This is a genomic window from Klebsiella michiganensis, assembly GCF_002925905.1.
GTDB lineage: Bacteria > Pseudomonadota > Gammaproteobacteria > Enterobacterales > Enterobacteriaceae > Klebsiella > Klebsiella michiganensis.
The window spans coordinates 875,365-893,378 of record NZ_PRDB01000001.1 but is presented as its reverse complement, the minus strand read 5'-3'; the positions used below and the strand labels follow the sequence as shown (position 1 = coordinate 893,378).

The following is an 18,014-nucleotide window of genomic DNA, read 5'->3' as shown; positions in this document are numbered from 1 at the left end:
TCAACAAAAACTGGCCACCGCGTTAGAGTTTTTCCAGTATCGGTTTTCTGATTCGTTTGGCGGTAACCCACCATTATATTCGTGCGGTCTTAGTGCGCTGTAATATCCAACGATATAGTCCGTTATTGCGTGAGCTGCATCGCTGAAGCTTACATAGCCCGTCGCCGGCACCCATTCGTTCTTCAGACTCCTGAAGAAGCGCTCCATTGGGCTGTTATCCCAGCAGTTTCCACGCCGACTCATACTCTGCCTGATCCGGTATCGCCACAGTAACTGCCGGAACTGCCTGCTCGTATAATGGCTGCCTTGGACGCCCTTCTAAGAGTCAAGCTGTTATCGGGATACTGTTGATCCGCCTGTTTTGATTGCGCAGTAACGTGTAAACTTCGCGGGAGATATATCGCTTTAGACAGCGTATCGCTTCCATTTTTGTATGTCCTTCGGCTACACGCCTGGCGACATATTCCTTTGTTTTTGCGTCAGTTCGTAAGCGTCCGATGGCGATGATGTGAAGTGCACTATTTGCAGCACGATCTCCACCACGATTAAGTCGGTAACGGTTCGTTTTTCCAGAAGAAACGGGGACCGGGCTGACACCACACAGTGCCGCAAATCCTGATTCTGATCTTAACCGTTGAGGATTGTCTCCGGCAGTGATCAGCAACTGTGAAGCGCTTTCGTATCCGATAGCATTACGTTTAATCAGCTCAGGTGCCAACTCGTCGACAATTGCCGCAATCATGACATCCAGATCAGCGATTTCGTCATGTAACTCGAGATAGCGTCGGGCAAGGGACTTTAATGAAATGCGATAAACGTTGGTTACATTGCGGTATTCACTGGCATCAGGTCTCCAGGAACCCAGGGTCCTGATGAGCTGCATGCGCGTCATATTTCTGAGCTGTTCACGTAATTCATCCGGGGCAGAGATAATATTTGAATGGATAATCTGGAGAGCGACTCTGCGGGCTGATATTGCTGTTTTTCGGCAAGTTTTTAATACCCGCAGGGACTCAATCATGCCATCACGCGTTTTGGGAGTAACTGTCCTGATGCCTGAGAATGCTGCATGAGCGGCACATTCAGCATCAATTGTGTCACTTTTACCCCGTTTGCGTCGCTCCATCCGGTCTGGAGCAGTCACCTCAAGAACTTCTAACCCGGCGCTCTGAAAATAACGAAGCAAACCGGAACCATAGGTACCTGTGCACTCAACACCAATTCGCTTTAATGTCCCAAACGAGGTCATCCATGCCAGCATCTGCCGGTAACCTTGTCGTGTTGTGGAGAAATACTGAGTCCCAAGGACTTTATTGTTCTGATCTACGACAGCGGCAACGTGCAAATCTTTATGTGTATCCACGCCACCCACAACGGCAGCTTCGGTAACTTTATCAACCATGACAGAGCTCCTGTGAGGAAACAGAGTTGAATCTCCAGACAGATAACCCGGACAGGACAGTAACGAGACAAGCCGTCAGGCCCTTCTTGAGTCACGCGCATCGGTGAGGAGATGCCTCGCATGAAGGCGCTTCCGGCAACCGACGGGTCCAGGGCAGGACACAAAAGGTCGATCGCTGTGTGAGTCAGGATGCGGGAAGGTCTTCACTGCATCAGTAATCACACCAATCTGGTTAAACGGCAAACTAAGTGGTGGTAAAGACTGACATCGGCATTATTACTATCGCTGTGGAACATCACCCCGACGGGCTTACCACGGGTTTCCCATGCCATTTCCAGTGCTTTCATGGTGAGCCTGCTGTCCGGCGAGAACGACATGGCCCAGCCCACTGGTTTTCTTGCGAACAGGTCGAGAACAACGGCGAGGTACGCCCAGCGCTTACCCGTCCAGATATAGGTCACATCACCGCACCACACCTGATTTGGTTCCGTTACGGCGAACTGTCGCTCAAGATGATTCGGGATAGCAACGTGCTCATGACCGCCACGCTTATACCGGTGAGTCGGCTGCTGGCAACTGACCAGCCCCAGCTCTTTCATGAGTCTGCCAGCAAGCCAGCGCCCCATCTGGTAACCTCTCTGGGTTGCCATTGTGGCGATGCTTCTTGCTCCGGCAGAGCCGTGGCTGATGCCATGCAGTTCAAGTACCTGACTGCGTAATACAGCCCGTCTGCCGTCTGGCTTTTCAGGACGGTTTTTCCAGTATTTGTAGCTGCTGCGATGAACCCCGAACACATGGCAGAGAGTGGCCACAGGATAACGCGCCCTGAGTTTCCCGATTATCGAGAACTGTTCAGGGAGTCTGACATCAAGAGCGCGGTAGCCTTTTTTAATATTTCATTTTCCATTTCAATACGTTGTAGCTTTTTCCTGAGCTCACGGATTTCAATTTGTTCCGGGGTAATGGGGGAGGCTTTTGGTGTTTTGCCCTGCCGTTCATCACGTAATTGTTTCACCCATCGCGTCATTGTGGAAAGGCCGACATCCATAGCGCTGGCTGCATCTGCCACGGTGTAGTTCTGGTCAACGACCAGTTGAGCGGATTCGCGTTTAAACTCTGCGCTGAAATTTCTTTTTTTCATTATGACACCTGTGTTGTTCTGAGGTGAGCATATCACCTCTGTTCAGGTGGCCAAATTCAGTAAACCACTTCAGCCATCACCACCGTTCTGGTCATTAAACGCGTGTTCAGGTTGACCCTGCGGGCTGCACAGGGTTTTATTGATTCCATTTTTACACTGATGAATGTTCCGTTGCGCTGCCCTGATTACACCAGTGTCAGCAAGCGCGCAAAGTCGGTTAATGTCAGTTTCAAAACGTTCACCCGGGGTGAAATCGCGCATCTGGTGATTGATTCCACCGGGCTGAAGGTCTTTGGTGAAGGCGAATGGAAAGTCAAAAAACACGGCAAAGAACGCCGTCGTATATGGCGAAAGTTGCATCTGGCCGTTGACAGCAACACACATGAAATCATCTGTGCAGACCTGTCGCTGAACAATGTGACGGACTCAGAAGCCTTCCCGGGTCTTATCCGGCAGACTCACAGAAAAATCAGGGCAGCATCGGCAGACGGCGCTTACGACACCCAGCTCTGTCACGATGAACTGCGGCGTAAGAAAATCAGCGCGCTTATCCCTCCCCGAAAAGGTGCGGGTTACTGGCCCGGTGAATATGCAGACCGTAACCGTGCAGTGGCTAATCAGCGAATGACCGGGAGTAATGCGCGGTGGAAATGGACAACAGATTACAACCGTCGCTCGATAGCGGAAACGGCGATGTACCGGGTAAAACAGCTGTTGGGGGGTTCACTGACGCTACGTGACTACGATGGTCAGGTTGCGGAGGCTATGGCCCTGGTACGAGCGCTGAACAAAATGACGAAAGCAGGTATGCCTGAAAGCGTGCGTATTGCCTGAAAACACAACCCGCTACGGGGGAGACTTACCCGAAATCTGATTTATTCAACAAAGCCGCAGCTATTTAGTATTTCGTGAGGGTGAAATGGATATACATCTTCACTCTAAATAGACGCAGACGACCAGGTCCGCGTACAGCAAAAATATGTAGTCACATCAGCCTAGGTTGAAAATTTGTAAGAGTATTAGTCAAAAATAATTATGGCCGGAGTACGAATAGTGGACCATCGATTGGAACGCTGGTCCACTAAATTTTAATTAAAACGAGCCATTCGTTGTTTGTGTGTCATTGCTATTGAACTGGTTATTTGCACCAGACTGCCACTCAACATTAGCCGTCGGATTGGTTTCATTACGTTTCACACACTTCCATTCAACATTTAAGTCAGAAGGAAGCTCTAAGCTCGCACTCCATTGTGGATATTGTGTCGGTGATATTTTTACCGCTTTAGTTAAGTCCCAACCACCTAACTGGGGTATATTACCAATAATATAAACACTTTGACCTGAAATCGTATAACCGTTATTACATGTGAAGTTTATGCTTTGTACTGTAGGGTTCTCCGCATCATCTGATTGTGAGCGAATGACAACAGCTTCATTTTGCATAAGTGTTAGTGTTGCCTGTTTATTTGCTACTGAAACACTATTATTCCCAATCAAACTCTGATATACCCCATTAGGAACCGCTATATTTTTAACATTAATTGTGTTAGCCTCACCACGATTAAGTGCAACAATAACAATATCGTTCCCAGAACGCCGCTCAAATACTAATATATCATCATTAACCCATAGTTCAGTATAAGTTCCATTTTGAATTGCCGGGCTACTTTTCCTTAGGTCACCCAGTGTTTTAATAATGGAGAAAGCCTCACTTTCCGTATCAAATCCTGGCATTTTCTCTCGGTTGTAAGGATCACTGCCAACTTGACCAAAACTGTTAGAGGTAAAGTTAGCGGCATAATGTTCAGTACCATAATAAATGGCAGGAATACCACGTACAGTCATTGTCGCAACCAGACCGAGGTCTATACGTTTCTGAGCAAAAGCTTCACTCTGACTTCCACCGGTTTCATTGTTTCCAGGACCAAAAGTAGTGGCGTTTGAACGCAGAGCGGTACCAATGCGTGCCATATCATGGTTATCCATAAAAACAACCTGCCAGTCATCACTGGTAAAGACTGTTTGTCTTTTTATCAGATAACTATTTAACGTTTTCATTGTATTTCCGCTACGTCCTACCAAAACTCTTTCTAAAGTATCGCGGAATCCAAAATCCAGCAACGCTGACCCGGAAGTGTTGGCGTAATCGATAGCATTACCATCAACACCTGTTGTAGTATTCGCACTGGCACCAAACCATTCACCGAAGAAAAAAAATCCTTCCCGGCCGATAGACTTACTGTAATCATAAATATCGCTGGTCCATTTCTGTATAAAAGACTTGTCCATATGCTTGATGGCATCAATCCTGATAGCATCCACACCAGCATCGATCCAAAATTTAGAACCATCCAACAAGTACTGGTAGACATCAGTATTGGATTGATTGAGGTCTGATAGATTGAATAGATTATGATTCTTCACTTGGAAGAAATCATTCCAGTTCGTTACCCCACCATTGTGATGATACCAGCCCGTATTGGCGGCAACATCTGTAGGATAATCAGTAATAAACACACCATCACGATATAGTGCACCAAATTCATTTTCATCATTAGCATTCGAATGATTAGGGGCATAATCAAGAACCAGTTTCATATTATAATCAGGACTATGCATCAAACTAGTCAGTTCTTTGAAATCATCGAGATTGCCAAAATGTTCATCTATACGAAAATAATCTCTTCCCCAATAACCATGATATCCAGTATTGCCAGCAGCATCAGTATTATTCACATTATCGATTGGGGGAGTAATCCAGATTGAAGTAACACCAAGTGATTTTAAATAGGGTAGTTTATTAATCAACCCCCGGAGATCTCCTCCAGTATATTTTTTTAAATTATTAGGATCGTAGGTTGCAGAATTAAACCCTGCATTATTACTTGGATCTCCATCGCTGAAACGATCAAGGAATAGAAAATATATCGTCTCCTTACGAAAATCAAGATAAGTTTCTTCTGGTTCAGCAGCAATCGTCTGCATGCTACAAAAAAAAGTATTTAATGCAATCGAAATGGCAATAGCAGCCGAGGTATTAAAAAAACGGTTTCTTTTCATTATCTAGTCCTAATAAAGTTAGTGAAAATATTAGTTTTACTTTATATTAACTCCACTTAAATTGAAAAATAACTACAACTACAACTACAACTACAACTACAACGCGAGATGAAAATAATCGAAGCGTCAATAAAAGCGATTTCATAAGGATCGTGAATTCAGGAACCACTACACACGTATATTTTGCAGTGCAGTGGTGATATATTGTGATGAGGTGAGCTAAGAAAAAATCACACTCTTACATTTGTCAGATTGTTCTCATTATAGAAATCAAAAACATGACAAAAGGCAGTATTAAGATTAAATCTTAAAGTTTTCCCTATATGAAATGGATTAATATCTTGTGTATCAACTCTGGCAATAAGTTCCTTCCCACCAACGATAAAATATAAAAATTTTTCGCTCCCCATATTTTCAACCACCGTTAAAACTCCCTCAAAGGTATTAAGGTCATCATCATCGCTAGCAAGAGAGATATGCTCTGGTCTAATACCAAAACACACAGGCTTATTAATATAACCTTCAAGCAACACTTGCTTACTATGTGGAATTAATATTTCAACGCCAGGAGCAATTTCAACATACAACCTCTCATTATTCTTACGGATAGCAGTATCTATCAAATTAATTGATGGTGAACCGATAAAACTGGCAACGAACTTATTATTAGGATAATTATAAAGATCAGTAGGTGTATCAACCTGCATGATATTCCCATGGTTAAGAACACAAATGCGATCTCCTAGAGTTAACGCTTCAGTCTGATCGTGAGTAACATAAATCATTGTAGCAGGATGCCCCTCCTCTTTCAGAGAACGATGTAGTTGGGCAATTTTCATCCGCATCGATACCCTGAGCTTGGCATCAAGGTTTGATAAAGGCTCATCGAATAAAAAAACATCAGGTTTACGTACAATCGCCCGGCCAACAGCGACACGCTGGCGCTGTCCGCCCGACATTTCTTTCGGCTTACGATAAAGCAGTTCGGTAATTTCAAGTTTTTCGGCCGCGTCTTCAACCCGGCGTTTAATCTCATCCTTAGGTCGTTTCTGCATTTTGAGACCAAAAGCCATGTTGTCGAAAACGGTTTTATGCGGATAAAGTGCATAGTTTTGGAAAACCATGGCAATACCACGGTCTTTGGGCGGAAGGTCATTAACCTTTCTATTTCCGATATAAATTTCGCCTCCGCTAATATCTTCAAGACCGGCAATCATTCTCAAAGTTGTTGATTTCGCACAACCGGAAGGCCCGACAAAAACCATAAATTCACCGTCATGGATTTCGAGATCGATACCATGGACAGCCTTAAAGCCATTTTCATATCTTTTTTCAATTTTCCGCAAACTAACCGTTGCCATGATTTACCCCATAAGAAGAAAGACATCTGTGGCTAACAAGACTATACTTACCATCGTCCAAATATTAGCCACGACGTATGTTTACTATTCTGCTGGAAGCAGCTTAATTATTTACATTGTGCAACGGCAACCTGAAGTGGCTTTTTATCTTCAGCAATTTTGACCGTCCAGACGTAGCGGCCAGCAACTGGTAACGTTACTGCTGTATTTTTTGCAAAACCTGCTCGTTTCAGATCCTTAACCTGTCCAACTGTTAACTCCAGACCCGCTGCAGTGAATTGCGGATTCCAGCTCATCGTAGCGAACTGAACGCTAAGATTACCGGCTTTTTCATCTATAACTAACTGATATATACCATTGCCTTTATAGAGCATTTTACGGTTTTCTTGCTGAATCCATTGTCCTTCAGGAAAGGTACCAACAACATATAAAGAAGGCCGAATCGGTCCACGCTCGTCAACGGAAGGCAGAGCACAATTATAGAAAGGATTATCAGCGGAACCCTGTGCGTTAACTGAGGTACTAAAAACAGCAGAGGCATAAAGCATAGTGAATACGGCAGCAATAATTAAATTTAAACGTTTCATAACAAATACCATCCTTCAAAAATTTAGTGGACAATGACGAAAAACGTCAGTGACTAAGTACTGGCACGATAAAAATCTATTCTCTTCAAAATTTAGGAGTTTAAAAAATTAAAAAAACGATTCCTCCATGTGTCCGATATAGATCGATTTTTTTTAAATTGATGATTTTTTGTTAAAATGTTAAGAACGGCAATGTTTTTGTAATAAGCACGGGTATCTTTTGCCGGGTAACCAAATAAGTCGCTATTCTCAGGGAAGGAGTGACTTACACCTGATTTTGCCTTGATAATAGAATGGCTACCAATCGCTATATGGCCGGAGGTCCCAACCTGTCCCTGTACGATAACATGGTCACCAAGAGTTGTATGACCGGCAAACCCAGCCTGTGATACTATTAAGCAGTTTTCACCAATATGACAGTCATGTCCAATCTGAATCTGATTATCTATTTTAGTTCCCCGACCAATCGTCGTGTTACCTAATGTTCCACGATCTATTGTATTGTTGCTCCCGATCTCTACATCATCGTAAATAATGACTCGCCCCACACTTTCTACTCGTTGATACTTACCATTTCTTGAAGCCATATACTCAAAACTGTAGTTACCAATCGAATTGTTTGAGTCGATAGTTACATTATTTCCGATGATAGTTCCTTCTTTAATAACAGTGTTGCAGTGGATAGCAACATTATCCCCAATAATAACCCCATTCATGATCTTCACACCAGGCATAAAAATGCAGCCATCACCAATTTGGCAATGTTTTCCAATATAAACATCTGAGAGTGCCGACGTATTCCCTTGATCATTGAGATGAAACCTTTTTACTTTATAAGAACGAAGAAAAAGATTAAGACGCTCAACATCCAAATGTGAGATAACAATATGTGCCTTCGCTGGGCTATCCAGTATTTCATCAGGTCCTATCAGCACGTCAGCATGTGAGCCAGATAAGAATTGCAAGTCTTGTTTGGCGAAAACAATAGCCAGGCCGCCGACATCAGGACTGCGAATTGGCCGTATAAAGTTAACCCGAATTGCTCCATCACCGGTATAGCTCCCGGATAACAGAGTGGCGATTTCCATAACACTGAACATAAACGCCCCTTACGTTAAGACTAAAAGCGATATAGTGCCTGAGCATAGAAGGTATGTTGTGTTAACTCGCTCTTATTTCTAGCTTCCCATCCTGATAATCGACTTTTTTTCTCAACTTCATTAGCATACTCGTACTCAGCTTTGGCTACCCAACTTTCACCTATTGATTGTTCATAACCAACGGTAGCTTTTCTAATGTCTTTGAAGTAGTTAATGCCAGCATTACCGCCACCACTACGATCAGTATTTTTAGTTTCATTTTTCCCGACACGTACCCGCGTGTACAGCGTGCCGGCATCATCAAAGCTATATTGAACAATAGGCTCTATATATCTTTCATTAAAATCACTTTTCTCATTAATGGTTCCATCTGGTTGCTTCTCATCATTAGTTTTAATTTGGTAATAGAATTCAACACCGACCTCCCAGTTACCAAAACGCTTGTAGGGTTTAAACAATGCACTATATCCCTGCTCTTGCCTTTTCCCCCATGCATTGCGATCTTCTTTACTCAAAAGGTATTCAAGATTAGAATAGAATCCCATATTATAATCATTATTCCAGTAGGTTAAATATGGTCTAATGCTGTGCTCGGCAAGGTTTTTACGTAGACCACTAACATCCGGAGAATAAACTTTACTTCTTGTATATTCTAGCTCATAAATTAAACCAGTAGCCCAACCGTTACCAAGATCATGACCTTTATTCAATGAAACAAGCTGCTTAATACCATCTTCATTCTCATAATAACCAGGCTCCTTTTGCTCTCTATTTTCTATTTTAAAAGAGTAAAAACCCATAAAATTCCATTGTGGATTGTTATAAAAAAAGTTGAAAACCTCATTGGTAATCGTCTTCTCCTTTTTATCCGTGTTATTGAAACCACGAGTTACCTTATCTTCATATTCAACAGAAGTCCCTACATGGCCACCAAACGAAAAAAAACTTTCATCAAAAGCGACGTCTTCAGGTTTGTACCCACGCTGATCGCTGGCTGCAAATGAATGTACGGGCGCTGTGAGAGCAAGAGCAATAGAGGCAGAGAGTAATTTTTTTTTCATAGTGCTTCCTTATTCAGCTATCACAACATCGGAAGAGAATGCTGAGGGATAGCGTTAAATTTTATCATGATTAGTAGTTCCTCATGGACGCCTATTAAATTTCTCTCATTTAATTTTTTTTTCCTCATGGCAATAACGTAAACGAGATTCAAGTCACTAATCTTTCGATAAAATTGTGACCAAAATCACGTTTTATGTTTTTTTTAAATTCAGGATATCATTTTTAGCCTATTTTTTGCTGCCAATAAGGGACTGGATTCATACCTAAAAAATGGAAAACAGAATCACAAAAATTGTTCAAACATCTGATGTTTTTTGACAAACATCACAAATAAACCTATCTGGGTAGACCGCATGTTGACATAAAAAAGGACGCATGCATCATAGTGGTACACTACGTACTACTAAAATGAGTAACTATGAAAATAAAATTGCTAGACGCTGTTCTGCTCTTCGGTCTGACGGCCCTTGTTCCCGCAGCTTGGGGAGAGAGTATTGCACCTGAAAAACAAGCAAATCTTCTAATATGGACGGATATTTCTACGCTAGATTATATGAAATATGCTGCTGAAAAATTTAATAAAACATATAACAGCCAGGTAAGATTTACGTTTAGGGGATTGGCGCCAATAGATGCCGCCTCGCGAATGATACAGGATGGTGGATCCACGCGCGTTGCTGACGTTGCCGAAATCGAGCACGATCTTTTAGGCCGACTGGTTGTTGCCGGTGGCGTAATGGAAAATCTGATCTCGGCAGAACGTATAAATAAAAAATTTATGTCTAATGCAATAAATGCTTCACGCTATGAAGGAAATAATTATGGTTTTCCAGTAAGTTATGCAACCGTCGCATTATTTTATAACAAGGATATCCTTCGGTTGCCGCCAGATAAATTTGAAGAGTTGATCCAGCTAAGTGCTGAATTTAATAATGTTAAGGAAAATAAATATACCTTGTTATGGGATGTACAAAACTATTATGAGTCAAGAATGTTTCTAACCCTGTATGGTGCTTACGAATTTGGTCAGGAAGGGACAAACGTCAAGGACCTAGGAATCAACTCCGAATTAGCCCAAAAAGGGCTTGCAGCGATGAAACGACTTAAAACTGCAAACCCATCTAATCCGGTAGATATGCGTAATCCACAGGTGCGTCGAGGCTTATTTTCTGAAGGCAAAGTAGCTGCCATCATCGACGGTCCATGGGCAATCCAGGGATATAACAACAGTAAAATTAATTTTGGCGTTGTTCCCATACCTACTCTTGAAGGAAAACAGCCACGTTCGTTTTCTACGGTTCGCCTGGCGGTCGTCTCTTCTTATAGTAAATCGCCTAAGGCGGCACAACTTTTCGCTGACTATCTCTCATCTGATGAAATGTTAATGAAACGCTATGAGATGACAGAATCTATACCTCCGGTACCGAATCTGATGAACAAAATCCTACCAACTGCAAATGAAGCGACGAGCGCAATTATTAAACAAGGGCTTCACTCTGATGCCATGCCATCTATTCCGGAAATGGGTTATTTATGGTCCCCACTGGCAAATGCGATTACCGATATGTGGATCAATGACCAAACGCCAAAAGCAGCACTTGACCGTGCTCGTAATATCATTGATGAGCAAATCAAATTTCAGGAGTAACTATGTTATTGTCTGAGGGAAAAAGCATGCGTATATTTCCGGCATCTTTTCTTATTATGGGCGCTACGCAGCTCATTTCTGGTCATTGGATAAAAGGCTCCGTTTTTTTATTATTCCAGATTGTAGTTATTAGCAACATCAATTTATTACTCAACGCAACGCAGGGACTCATCACTTTAGGCACCGTGGCCCAAACACGTAGTGGGTTTGATATTGTAGCTGGTGACAATTCAATTTTTATGTTGGTTGAAGGTGTTGTTGCATTCATTTTTTTATTTTTTTCAATTTTTGTTTATTGGTTAAATATTAAGGATGCGCAGGTATGTGAAAAGTGCCATCAGAGCTTTACGGAACAGTTACGAACGATTTACGATAATCGTTTTGCTACTATCATGTTGGCTCCGGCATTTATTGCCTGCATTGCCTTTATTATTATGCCGATGATCATCACCGTTTTGGTATCACTAACAAACTACTCGGCTCCTCATCATATCCCACCTAAAAATCTTGTTGATTGGGTCGGATTGAAGAATTTCATTACCCTCTTTGAGCTTCGGATCTGGTCTAAAACGTTCGTTGGTATTGGTGTGTGGACTGTGCTATGGGCTTTTTTTGCAACTCTATGCACTTGTAGCTTTGGATTTCTGTTAGCCCTCGCGTTAGAAAACAAAAAAATTATAGCGAAGAAAGCCTGGCGAGTCGTATTCATCTTACCCTATGCGATCCCGGCGTTCGTTACCCTGCTTATTTTCCGTCTGCTTCTGAATGGAATTGGTCCAGTAAATAGTACATTAAATAGCTGGGGTATTGATTCAATTGGTTTTCTTTCCGATCCATTAATAGCTAAAATGACTGTAATTGCGGTAAGTGTATGGGTTGGCGCTCCCTACTTTATGCTGCTAATCACCGGAGCAATGACCAATATTCCCCGTGACCTATACGAAGCAAGTGAGGTGGATGGTGCTAGTAAATTCCAACAGTTCCGTGAAATCACGTTACCGATGGTTCTGCACCAGGTCGCCCCTTCATTGGTTATGACCTTTGCACATAATTTCAATAACTTTGGTGCAATATACCTGCTAACAGAAGGTGGGCCGATAAACCCGGAATATCGCTTTGCCGGACATACTGATATTTTGATTACGTGGATCTATAAATTAACCCTTGATTTTCAGCAATATCAAATTGCTTCTGTCATCTCAATCATTATTTTCCTGTTCTTATCGATATTTGCGATCTGGCAATTTAGGCGAATGAAATCATTCAAAGAAGATGTGGGGATGTAAATGAGAAACATTATTAGCAAGATAATGACGATTTTAGTCTATCTTTTCTTATTATTAAATGCACTTGTTGTCCTTGGGCCAGTAATATGGACAGTTATGTCATCGCTAAAGCCTGGGAACAATCTTTTTAGTTCTGGTTTTACTGAAATATCATTTACATTAGAACATTACCATAATCTACTTACGGGAACGCCTTATTTAAAATGGTACAAAAACACCTTTATACTCGCAACCTGTAACATGCTTATTTCTTTGGTAGTAGTAACAATAACGGCATTTATTTTTTCAAGATATCGTTTCAAAGCCAAAAAAAAAATACTCATGAGCATTTTAGTGTTACAGATGTTCCCGGCATTTCTTTCCATGACCGCAATTTATATCTTATTGTCAAAGATGAATCTAATTGATACATACATTGGTTTGCTATTAGTCTACGTTACTGGTTCCCTACCTTTTATGACATGGCTGGTTAAAGGTTATTTTGATGCAATCCCTACGTCATTGGATGAAGCAGCAAAAATTGATGGTGCAGGGCATCTAACTATATTTTTTGAAATTATATTACCGCTTGCTAAACCTATTCTCGTATTTGTGGCATTGGTTTCATTCACCGGCCCATGGATGGACTTTATTTTACCAACTCTAATTTTACGCAGTGAAGATAAAATGACTCTGGCAATTGGTATCTTTAGCTGGATATCCTCCAACTCAGCTGAAAACTTTACGCTATTTGCTGCTGGTGCATTATTAGTTGCTGTACCAATAACGTTACTTTTCATTGTTACACAGAAACATATTACTACCGGACTGGTTAGCGGTGCGGTAAAAGAATAAGATCAGGATAAGATATGATTACAATTAGTTCATTAAGCCACTCCGCAAAGAGTGCCGATAGCTACGCTTATAATAAAGAAACCCTACATATTAGATTTCGCACAGTCAAAGGCGAGGTCGCGAAAGTCTCTCTGTGGATCGGCGATCCCTATCAATGGGAGGAAGGTGGCCTAGATGGTGGAAACCTTGGCGGCAGCGACGCGCATGGATGGAGCGGCGGCAACGAAGTTCACATGGAAAAAGAGGGACAAAGCGAGAGCTATGACCACTGGTTTGCCGCATTTACTCCGTGCAAACGACGTAGCCGCTATGGTTTTATATTATACGGAAATAACGGGGAAAAATTATTATTTGGTGAACGACGCTGTGTTGATATAAGTAAACCACCTGTAGCAGAGACAGAACTGAGTAACTTGTCCAACTTTTTTTGCTTCCCTTATATCAATCCAGGTGATGTACTTTCTACGCCAGAATGGGTTAAAAAAACAATATGGTATCAGATCTTTCCTGAACGATTTTGCAATGGCGATCCATCGATATCGCCAGAAAACGTACAACCGTGGGGAACGCCTCCAGATTCAAAAAACTTTATGGGCGGTGATTTGCAGGGCATTATTAACAAACTTGATTATTTGCAAGATCTTGGCGTTAACGGTTTATACCTTTGTCCCATATTTACGGCTAACGCTAGCCATAAATATGATACCGTAGATTATTTTAACGTTGATCCCCATTTCGGTGGCAACGATCGGTTTAAAGAATTGGTGCAAAAAGCTCACCAACGAGGAATGAAGGTCATGCTGGATGCAGTGTTTAATCATATTGGTAATCAATCACCATTATGGTTAGATGTTGTAAAAAATGGTGATAAATCACCTTACGCAGACTGGTTCTGGATTAAAAAATTCCCGGTATACCCATCTGGTGATAAAAATGAGTGGGATTTCCGTAATTTCAATTACGAAACCTTTGGTAATGTTATTGAAATGCCTAAACTTAATACTGAAAACCCCGCTTGTCGTGATTATCTGCTGCAGGTGGCGAGATATTGGATTGAAGAATTTGATATTGATGGCTGGCGCCTTGATGTTGCCAATGAAGTCGACCACGAATTTTGGCGAGCTTTCCGTAGAACGGTAAAAAGCATAAAACCTGATTGTTATATTCTCGGTGAAATTTGGCATGAAGGCATGCCATGGCTGCGCGGAGACCAGTTTGACTCCTTGATGAACTATCCTCTAATGCAAGCAACTACTGACTATTTCGCTTTACAAGCATATGACAAAAAAACATTTATAGATATTGTTACCCATGCCTATCTTTGCTATCCACGTAACGTTAATGAAGTTATGTTTAATCTTCTTGAAAGCCATGATACTTCACGTTTATTAAGTCTGTGTGGTAATGATAAACGTAAAGCCCGGTTAGCCTATCTCTTTATGTTTAGTCAGGTGGGTTCTCCTTGTATTTATTACGGTAGCGAAGTTGGTATGAATGGCAGCAGAGCAATGGGATCGGAAGATAATCGTAAATGTATGATATGGGATGAACAAAAGCAGGATTTAGAGTTTAAGTCATTTATTAAAGATCTTATTCTATGGAGGAAAAAACATTCCGAATGGAATGATCCTAAAATACACTGGAATAATGTCGACCATCCGGCAGTTGTCGCTTTTAGCAGAGGAGAAGTACATTTCCTCCTTAATAATAGTGATGAATCTTTAGCTATTAATTATCAGGGCAGAACACTATCTCTGACACCTTTTGGGTTTTATATTATCGGTCTGGACCATAAGGACATCATATCATGAAACTCGGTATCTCACTTGCGATTGACTGGATACGTGGCGTGTTAATAGACGATGGTGAAGTTTGTTATCGTACTCAGGTATTAACACCAATAGACTGCCAGCAAAGTGTAGATACCGTATTACATATGATTTTTAGTATCCAGCGGACCTATGGAAATATTGACTTTGTCGGTATCAGCATTATGCAAAGCAACGTGTCCCGCTGGGGGCCGTTAGATAGAATAACCAATTTTTTCGAAATGGCTATAGATAAGAAGACTGGTATTCATTGCCAGTCTTTCGGCCCAGCACTTGTTGTTTTACAAAACCTAGATACGTCCTTATTATCAGGGCTAAAAGGTAATATTATGAGTATTGTCGTTGATTTTGGCTGTGAACTTTGTGTAGTCGATAAATACAACGATGATAGCGTATTTGACCATGCAATAAATGTTTCCTGGGCTCATCTCCCATTGAAAAATTATCAGCCACTCATTGATGGTATATCTCCGGTTTGCGAATGCTGCGGGATAGGATGCGTTCATCAATTCATTTCGACATCCGGGATCGAAAGACAGTATTTTCAGTTCTCTCTTCAGCGGAAGAGTGCCTTAGAAATAATTCAGGGAGTTGATGGCAGTGATGCATGGGCGCAAAAAGTCTACCGAATGTGGATGGATCAACTAGCCAGAGCCTTACTTGATCCAATAATGGTTTTTAAACCTAGATTGTTAGTGCTCAGTGGATTAGCAACAATACACTCAGACTTTCCGTTAAGTCTAAAAAGTGTATTAAGCCGACACTGTCCAAATAATTATCTACCAGAAATAATTCGCTTAAATTATGAAGAATATCGTTTTGCCTATGATGCGGCGATGGCTAATAAGGAAAAGGCGCAATACACCTCTACCCTTGCGTTGTAAGTAATGATAAACTAACAGACGGGCTATGTTGCATGTGAGGTTATGTTAATGAACGAACTGGTAAAAAAACTTATGGGTTTTGGCTTTACAAAGACAGATGCCAATGTATACATCAACTTGCTAAAAAACGGTCGTTCTAGCGGCTATAAGATAGCAAAAGAAATATCATTATCACGTTCTAGCGTCTACTCATCAATTGATAGTCTATATAAAAATGGCTTCATTTTTATGGCCGATGGCAATACTAAAGAGTATCAAGCAAAATCTCCCGAGCTTATTTTCAGCAACATAGAAAAGCAAACCATTGAAAACATCAATGTATTAAAAAAAGAACTCTCACGTATGATGCTACAGGAAGAGAAAGAGTTCATATATAACGTCTCTGGTTTTGATAATTCACTACAAAAAGCCAGAGAAATGCTCGAACTGGCTCAAATCGAAGTTTACCTGAACACTGACTTCCATCTTGAACTCATTGCTCAAGAACTCATTAATGCCGTTGAGCGCGGGGTTCGGATTATCGTGTTCTCATTTAACCGACTCGCGCTACCACATGAATCTATCGAATTGTACTCTCGATTTGAAATAGATGAAAAGATTTATCCATCACATCGTTTCATGCTAGTGATTGATATGAAAGATGCTCTAATGCTTTCCCATCGGGAAGAAACACATGGCTTATATACCAATAACAAATTACTAGTTAAAATCATGGCTGAACATATTCATAGTGATATTTATCTAACTGAATACGAAAAAATGGCACCGGAAAGAAAATGCCGGATATTAACCGTTCATGAGCTTGAAAATGATATGGTCAATGATGAACTATCGATATCATCAAAAAAAATGTAAGAATATGATGCAGTATATTTATATCCTGCGAGTATTGATTACAACTGTTTTATTGGCTACGTTCTGGTGACAGGCCTGCCAACTAAGTTGATGAACTCCTGCAGTGGACGTTGGCTTTTCCGATAAATAACTAGCAATATGGCACCCACTAAAGGCTTACGATTGCCTTCAAGTTAAGCAATACTGTATAAGCTAGGGGACTATGTAGCTTACTTATCCGGCGAAGATAGGCACTCATGAGATTGAATTATGAATACCGTTGAAGACTTCAACCAGATTTATACTGATGCAGGGTGTAACCTTGAGCAAACATTAGCTGATATTACAAGGCTTCATGTCGAGAATTAAGATAGCAAAAATCAGCTTAATGCGATGGCTGCGCAACTCCAGATTCTGCAGGTGTAGTGGCGAAGACCTTATCACCCGTGAAAAAAGCAATCTCGAGCGTATCGTCGCCACGCTCGAGATGAAGGAAATGACTCAGGGAACGCTGATCCGTAAATTGTGCACATATACAACGGCGTATCCGACAAGACAGGCGGTATTTGAATATGACCGGCTGGTACGCAACACCTATACGCTAAGATATTTGCGCGATCCGCAGCTGGAACGCAACATCCGGCGTTCCTTGAACTGGATTGAATCTTATCACCAGCTACGTGCCGCCATCGCTAAAGTCGGTGGAAAGAAAGAGTTAACAGTGAAAAATGACATTGAAGCAGACATCAGTAATCGGTGCGGGCGGCTGATTTCCAACGAGATCGTTTATTACATCTCAGCGATCCTGTCACGATTGCAGGATGGTCTGGAAGCCGAAAACAGTGACAAGGGTATTGAGGCACTAACCCGGATATTACCGGTGGCTTGGGAGCACATTTTGTTAAACTGACATTATACCTTCAGAGCAGTCGTGAAATTATTGGCTTGGATGCATTGCTCGCCAGTTCAAAATAGCAGTATTCTAA

At 41.6% G+C, this 18,014-nt stretch carries 12 protein-coding genes and 4 pseudogenes; 8 read left to right on the top strand and 8 right to left on the bottom strand.

Annotation, left to right across the window (positions count from 1 at the left end; translation table 11 throughout):
- The 3 genes and pseudogenes from CDA56_RS04365 to CDA56_RS04350 all read right to left on the bottom strand — a co-directional run.
- Nucleotides 1-309: pseudogene (locus CDA56_RS04365) on the bottom strand (integrase core domain-containing protein); the annotation flags it as partial.
- A 16-nt stretch (nucleotides 310-325) separates the two neighbouring features.
- Complete coding sequence (locus tag CDA56_RS04360; RefSeq protein WP_032448228.1) at nucleotides 326-1,402, bottom strand: IS110 family RNA-guided transposase; 1,077 nt, start codon at nucleotides 1,400-1,402, stop codon at nucleotides 326-328.
- A gap of 272 nt (nucleotides 1,403-1,674) precedes the next feature.
- Nucleotides 1,675-2,543 (bottom strand): annotated as a pseudogene (locus CDA56_RS04350) (IS3 family transposase); the annotation flags it as partial.
- Between the two features lie 72 nt (nucleotides 2,544-2,615).
- On the opposite strand from CDA56_RS04350, the pseudogene CDA56_RS04345 reads away from it, so the two are divergent.
- A pseudogene (locus CDA56_RS04345) lies at nucleotides 2,616-3,377 on the top strand (IS5 family transposase); the annotation flags it as partial.
- A 258-nt stretch (nucleotides 3,378-3,635) separates the two neighbouring features.
- Here the strand turns inward: CDA56_RS04345 and CDA56_RS04340 are convergent.
- The 5 genes from CDA56_RS04340 to CDA56_RS04320 form a co-directional block, all read right to left on the bottom strand.
- Nucleotides 3,636-5,603 (bottom strand): alpha-amylase family glycosyl hydrolase, encoded by a 1,968-nt coding sequence (locus tag CDA56_RS04340; RefSeq protein ID WP_049593812.1) that lies wholly within the window; start codon nucleotides 5,601-5,603, stop codon nucleotides 3,636-3,638.
- Between the two features lie 230 nt (nucleotides 5,604-5,833).
- A complete protein-coding gene (locus CDA56_RS04335; protein WP_004136079.1) occupies nucleotides 5,834-6,964 on the bottom strand; it encodes an ABC transporter ATP-binding protein in 1,131 nt (376 codons plus the stop codon).
- Nucleotides 6,965-7,071: 107 nt separating this feature from the next.
- Nucleotides 7,072-7,551: an early set domain-containing protein gene (locus tag CDA56_RS04330; protein ID WP_004136080.1), complete on the bottom strand. Its 480-nt coding sequence runs from the start codon at nucleotides 7,549-7,551 to the stop codon at nucleotides 7,072-7,074.
- 92 nt (nucleotides 7,552-7,643) lie between these two features.
- Nucleotides 7,644-8,651: a UDP-3-O-(3-hydroxymyristoyl)glucosamine N-acyltransferase gene (locus CDA56_RS04325; protein ID WP_004136081.1), complete on the bottom strand. Its 1,008-nt coding sequence runs from the start codon at nucleotides 8,649-8,651 to the stop codon at nucleotides 7,644-7,646.
- A gap of 20 nt (nucleotides 8,652-8,671) precedes the next feature.
- Nucleotides 8,672-9,712, bottom strand: a complete 1,041-nt coding sequence (locus tag CDA56_RS04320) for a hypothetical protein (RefSeq protein WP_049593810.1) — start codon at nucleotides 9,710-9,712, stop codon at nucleotides 8,672-8,674.
- Between the two features lie 419 nt (nucleotides 9,713-10,131).
- Here CDA56_RS04320 and CDA56_RS04315 point away from each other — a divergent pair, with 419 nt between their 5' ends.
- The 7 genes and pseudogenes from CDA56_RS04315 to CDA56_RS04285 all read left to right on the top strand — a co-directional run.
- Nucleotides 10,132-11,361, top strand: coding sequence for a sugar ABC transporter substrate-binding protein (locus tag CDA56_RS04315; RefSeq protein ID WP_049593809.1), 1,230 nt, complete (start codon nucleotides 10,132-10,134; stop codon nucleotides 11,359-11,361).
- 2 nt (nucleotides 11,362-11,363) lie between these two features.
- The gene (locus CDA56_RS04310; RefSeq protein WP_004136084.1) at nucleotides 11,364-12,647 is read left to right on the top strand and encodes a carbohydrate ABC transporter permease; all 1,284 of its coding nucleotides are present in this window, start codon (nucleotides 11,364-11,366) and stop codon (nucleotides 12,645-12,647) included.
- Entirely contained in the window at nucleotides 12,648-13,481 is an 834-nt protein-coding gene (locus CDA56_RS04305) for a sugar ABC transporter permease (protein ID WP_004136085.1), read from the top strand.
- 14 nt (nucleotides 13,482-13,495) lie between these two features.
- On the top strand, nucleotides 13,496-15,292 hold the full coding sequence (locus CDA56_RS04300) for a glycoside hydrolase family 13 protein (RefSeq protein WP_026055970.1): 1,797 nt from the start codon (nucleotides 13,496-13,498) through the stop codon (nucleotides 15,290-15,292).
- Nucleotides 15,289-16,194: an ROK family protein gene (locus CDA56_RS04295; RefSeq protein ID WP_004136089.1), complete on the top strand. Its 906-nt coding sequence runs from the start codon at nucleotides 15,289-15,291 to the stop codon at nucleotides 16,192-16,194. The genes CDA56_RS04300 and CDA56_RS04295 overlap by 4 nt, the downstream gene beginning before the upstream one ends.
- Before the next feature lie 48 nt (nucleotides 16,195-16,242).
- Nucleotides 16,243-17,049 (top strand): TrmB family transcriptional regulator, encoded by an 807-nt coding sequence (locus CDA56_RS04290; RefSeq protein ID WP_101869237.1) that lies wholly within the window; start codon nucleotides 16,243-16,245, stop codon nucleotides 17,047-17,049.
- Nucleotides 17,050-17,458: 409 nt separating this feature from the next.
- Nucleotides 17,459-18,003: pseudogene (locus tag CDA56_RS04285) on the top strand (Tn3 family transposase); the annotation flags it as partial.
- Nucleotides 18,004-18,014 lie beyond the last annotated feature (11 nt).

Excerpts from the sequence above, each read along its gene's own strand:
- CDA56_RS04360 (WP_032448228.1), bottom strand. The coding sequence starts at position 1,402 with ATGGTTGATAAAGTTACCGAAGCTGCCGTTGTGGGTGGCGTGGATACA.
- CDA56_RS04340 (WP_049593812.1), bottom strand. The coding sequence starts at position 5,603 with ATGAAAAGAAACCGTTTTTTTAATACCTCGGCTGCTATTGCCATTTCG.
- CDA56_RS04335 (WP_004136079.1), bottom strand. The coding sequence starts at position 6,964 with ATGGCAACGGTTAGTTTGCGGAAAATTGAAAAAAGATATGAAAATGGC.
- CDA56_RS04330 (WP_004136080.1), bottom strand. The coding sequence starts at position 7,551 with ATGAAACGTTTAAATTTAATTATTGCTGCCGTATTCACTATGCTTTAT.
- CDA56_RS04325 (WP_004136081.1), bottom strand. The coding sequence starts at position 8,651 with ATGTTCAGTGTTATGGAAATCGCCACTCTGTTATCCGGGAGCTATACC.
- CDA56_RS04320 (WP_049593810.1), bottom strand. The coding sequence starts at position 9,712 with ATGAAAAAAAAATTACTCTCTGCCTCTATTGCTCTTGCTCTCACAGCG.
- CDA56_RS04315 (WP_049593809.1), top strand. The coding sequence starts at position 10,132 with ATGAAAATAAAATTGCTAGACGCTGTTCTGCTCTTCGGTCTGACGGCC.
- CDA56_RS04310 (WP_004136084.1), top strand. The coding sequence starts at position 11,364 with ATGTTATTGTCTGAGGGAAAAAGCATGCGTATATTTCCGGCATCTTTT.
- CDA56_RS04305 (WP_004136085.1), top strand. The coding sequence starts at position 12,648 with ATGAGAAACATTATTAGCAAGATAATGACGATTTTAGTCTATCTTTTC.
- CDA56_RS04300 (WP_026055970.1), top strand. The coding sequence starts at position 13,496 with ATGATTACAATTAGTTCATTAAGCCACTCCGCAAAGAGTGCCGATAGC.
- CDA56_RS04295 (WP_004136089.1), top strand. The coding sequence starts at position 15,289 with ATGAAACTCGGTATCTCACTTGCGATTGACTGGATACGTGGCGTGTTA.
- CDA56_RS04290 (WP_101869237.1), top strand. The coding sequence starts at position 16,243 with ATGAACGAACTGGTAAAAAAACTTATGGGTTTTGGCTTTACAAAGACA.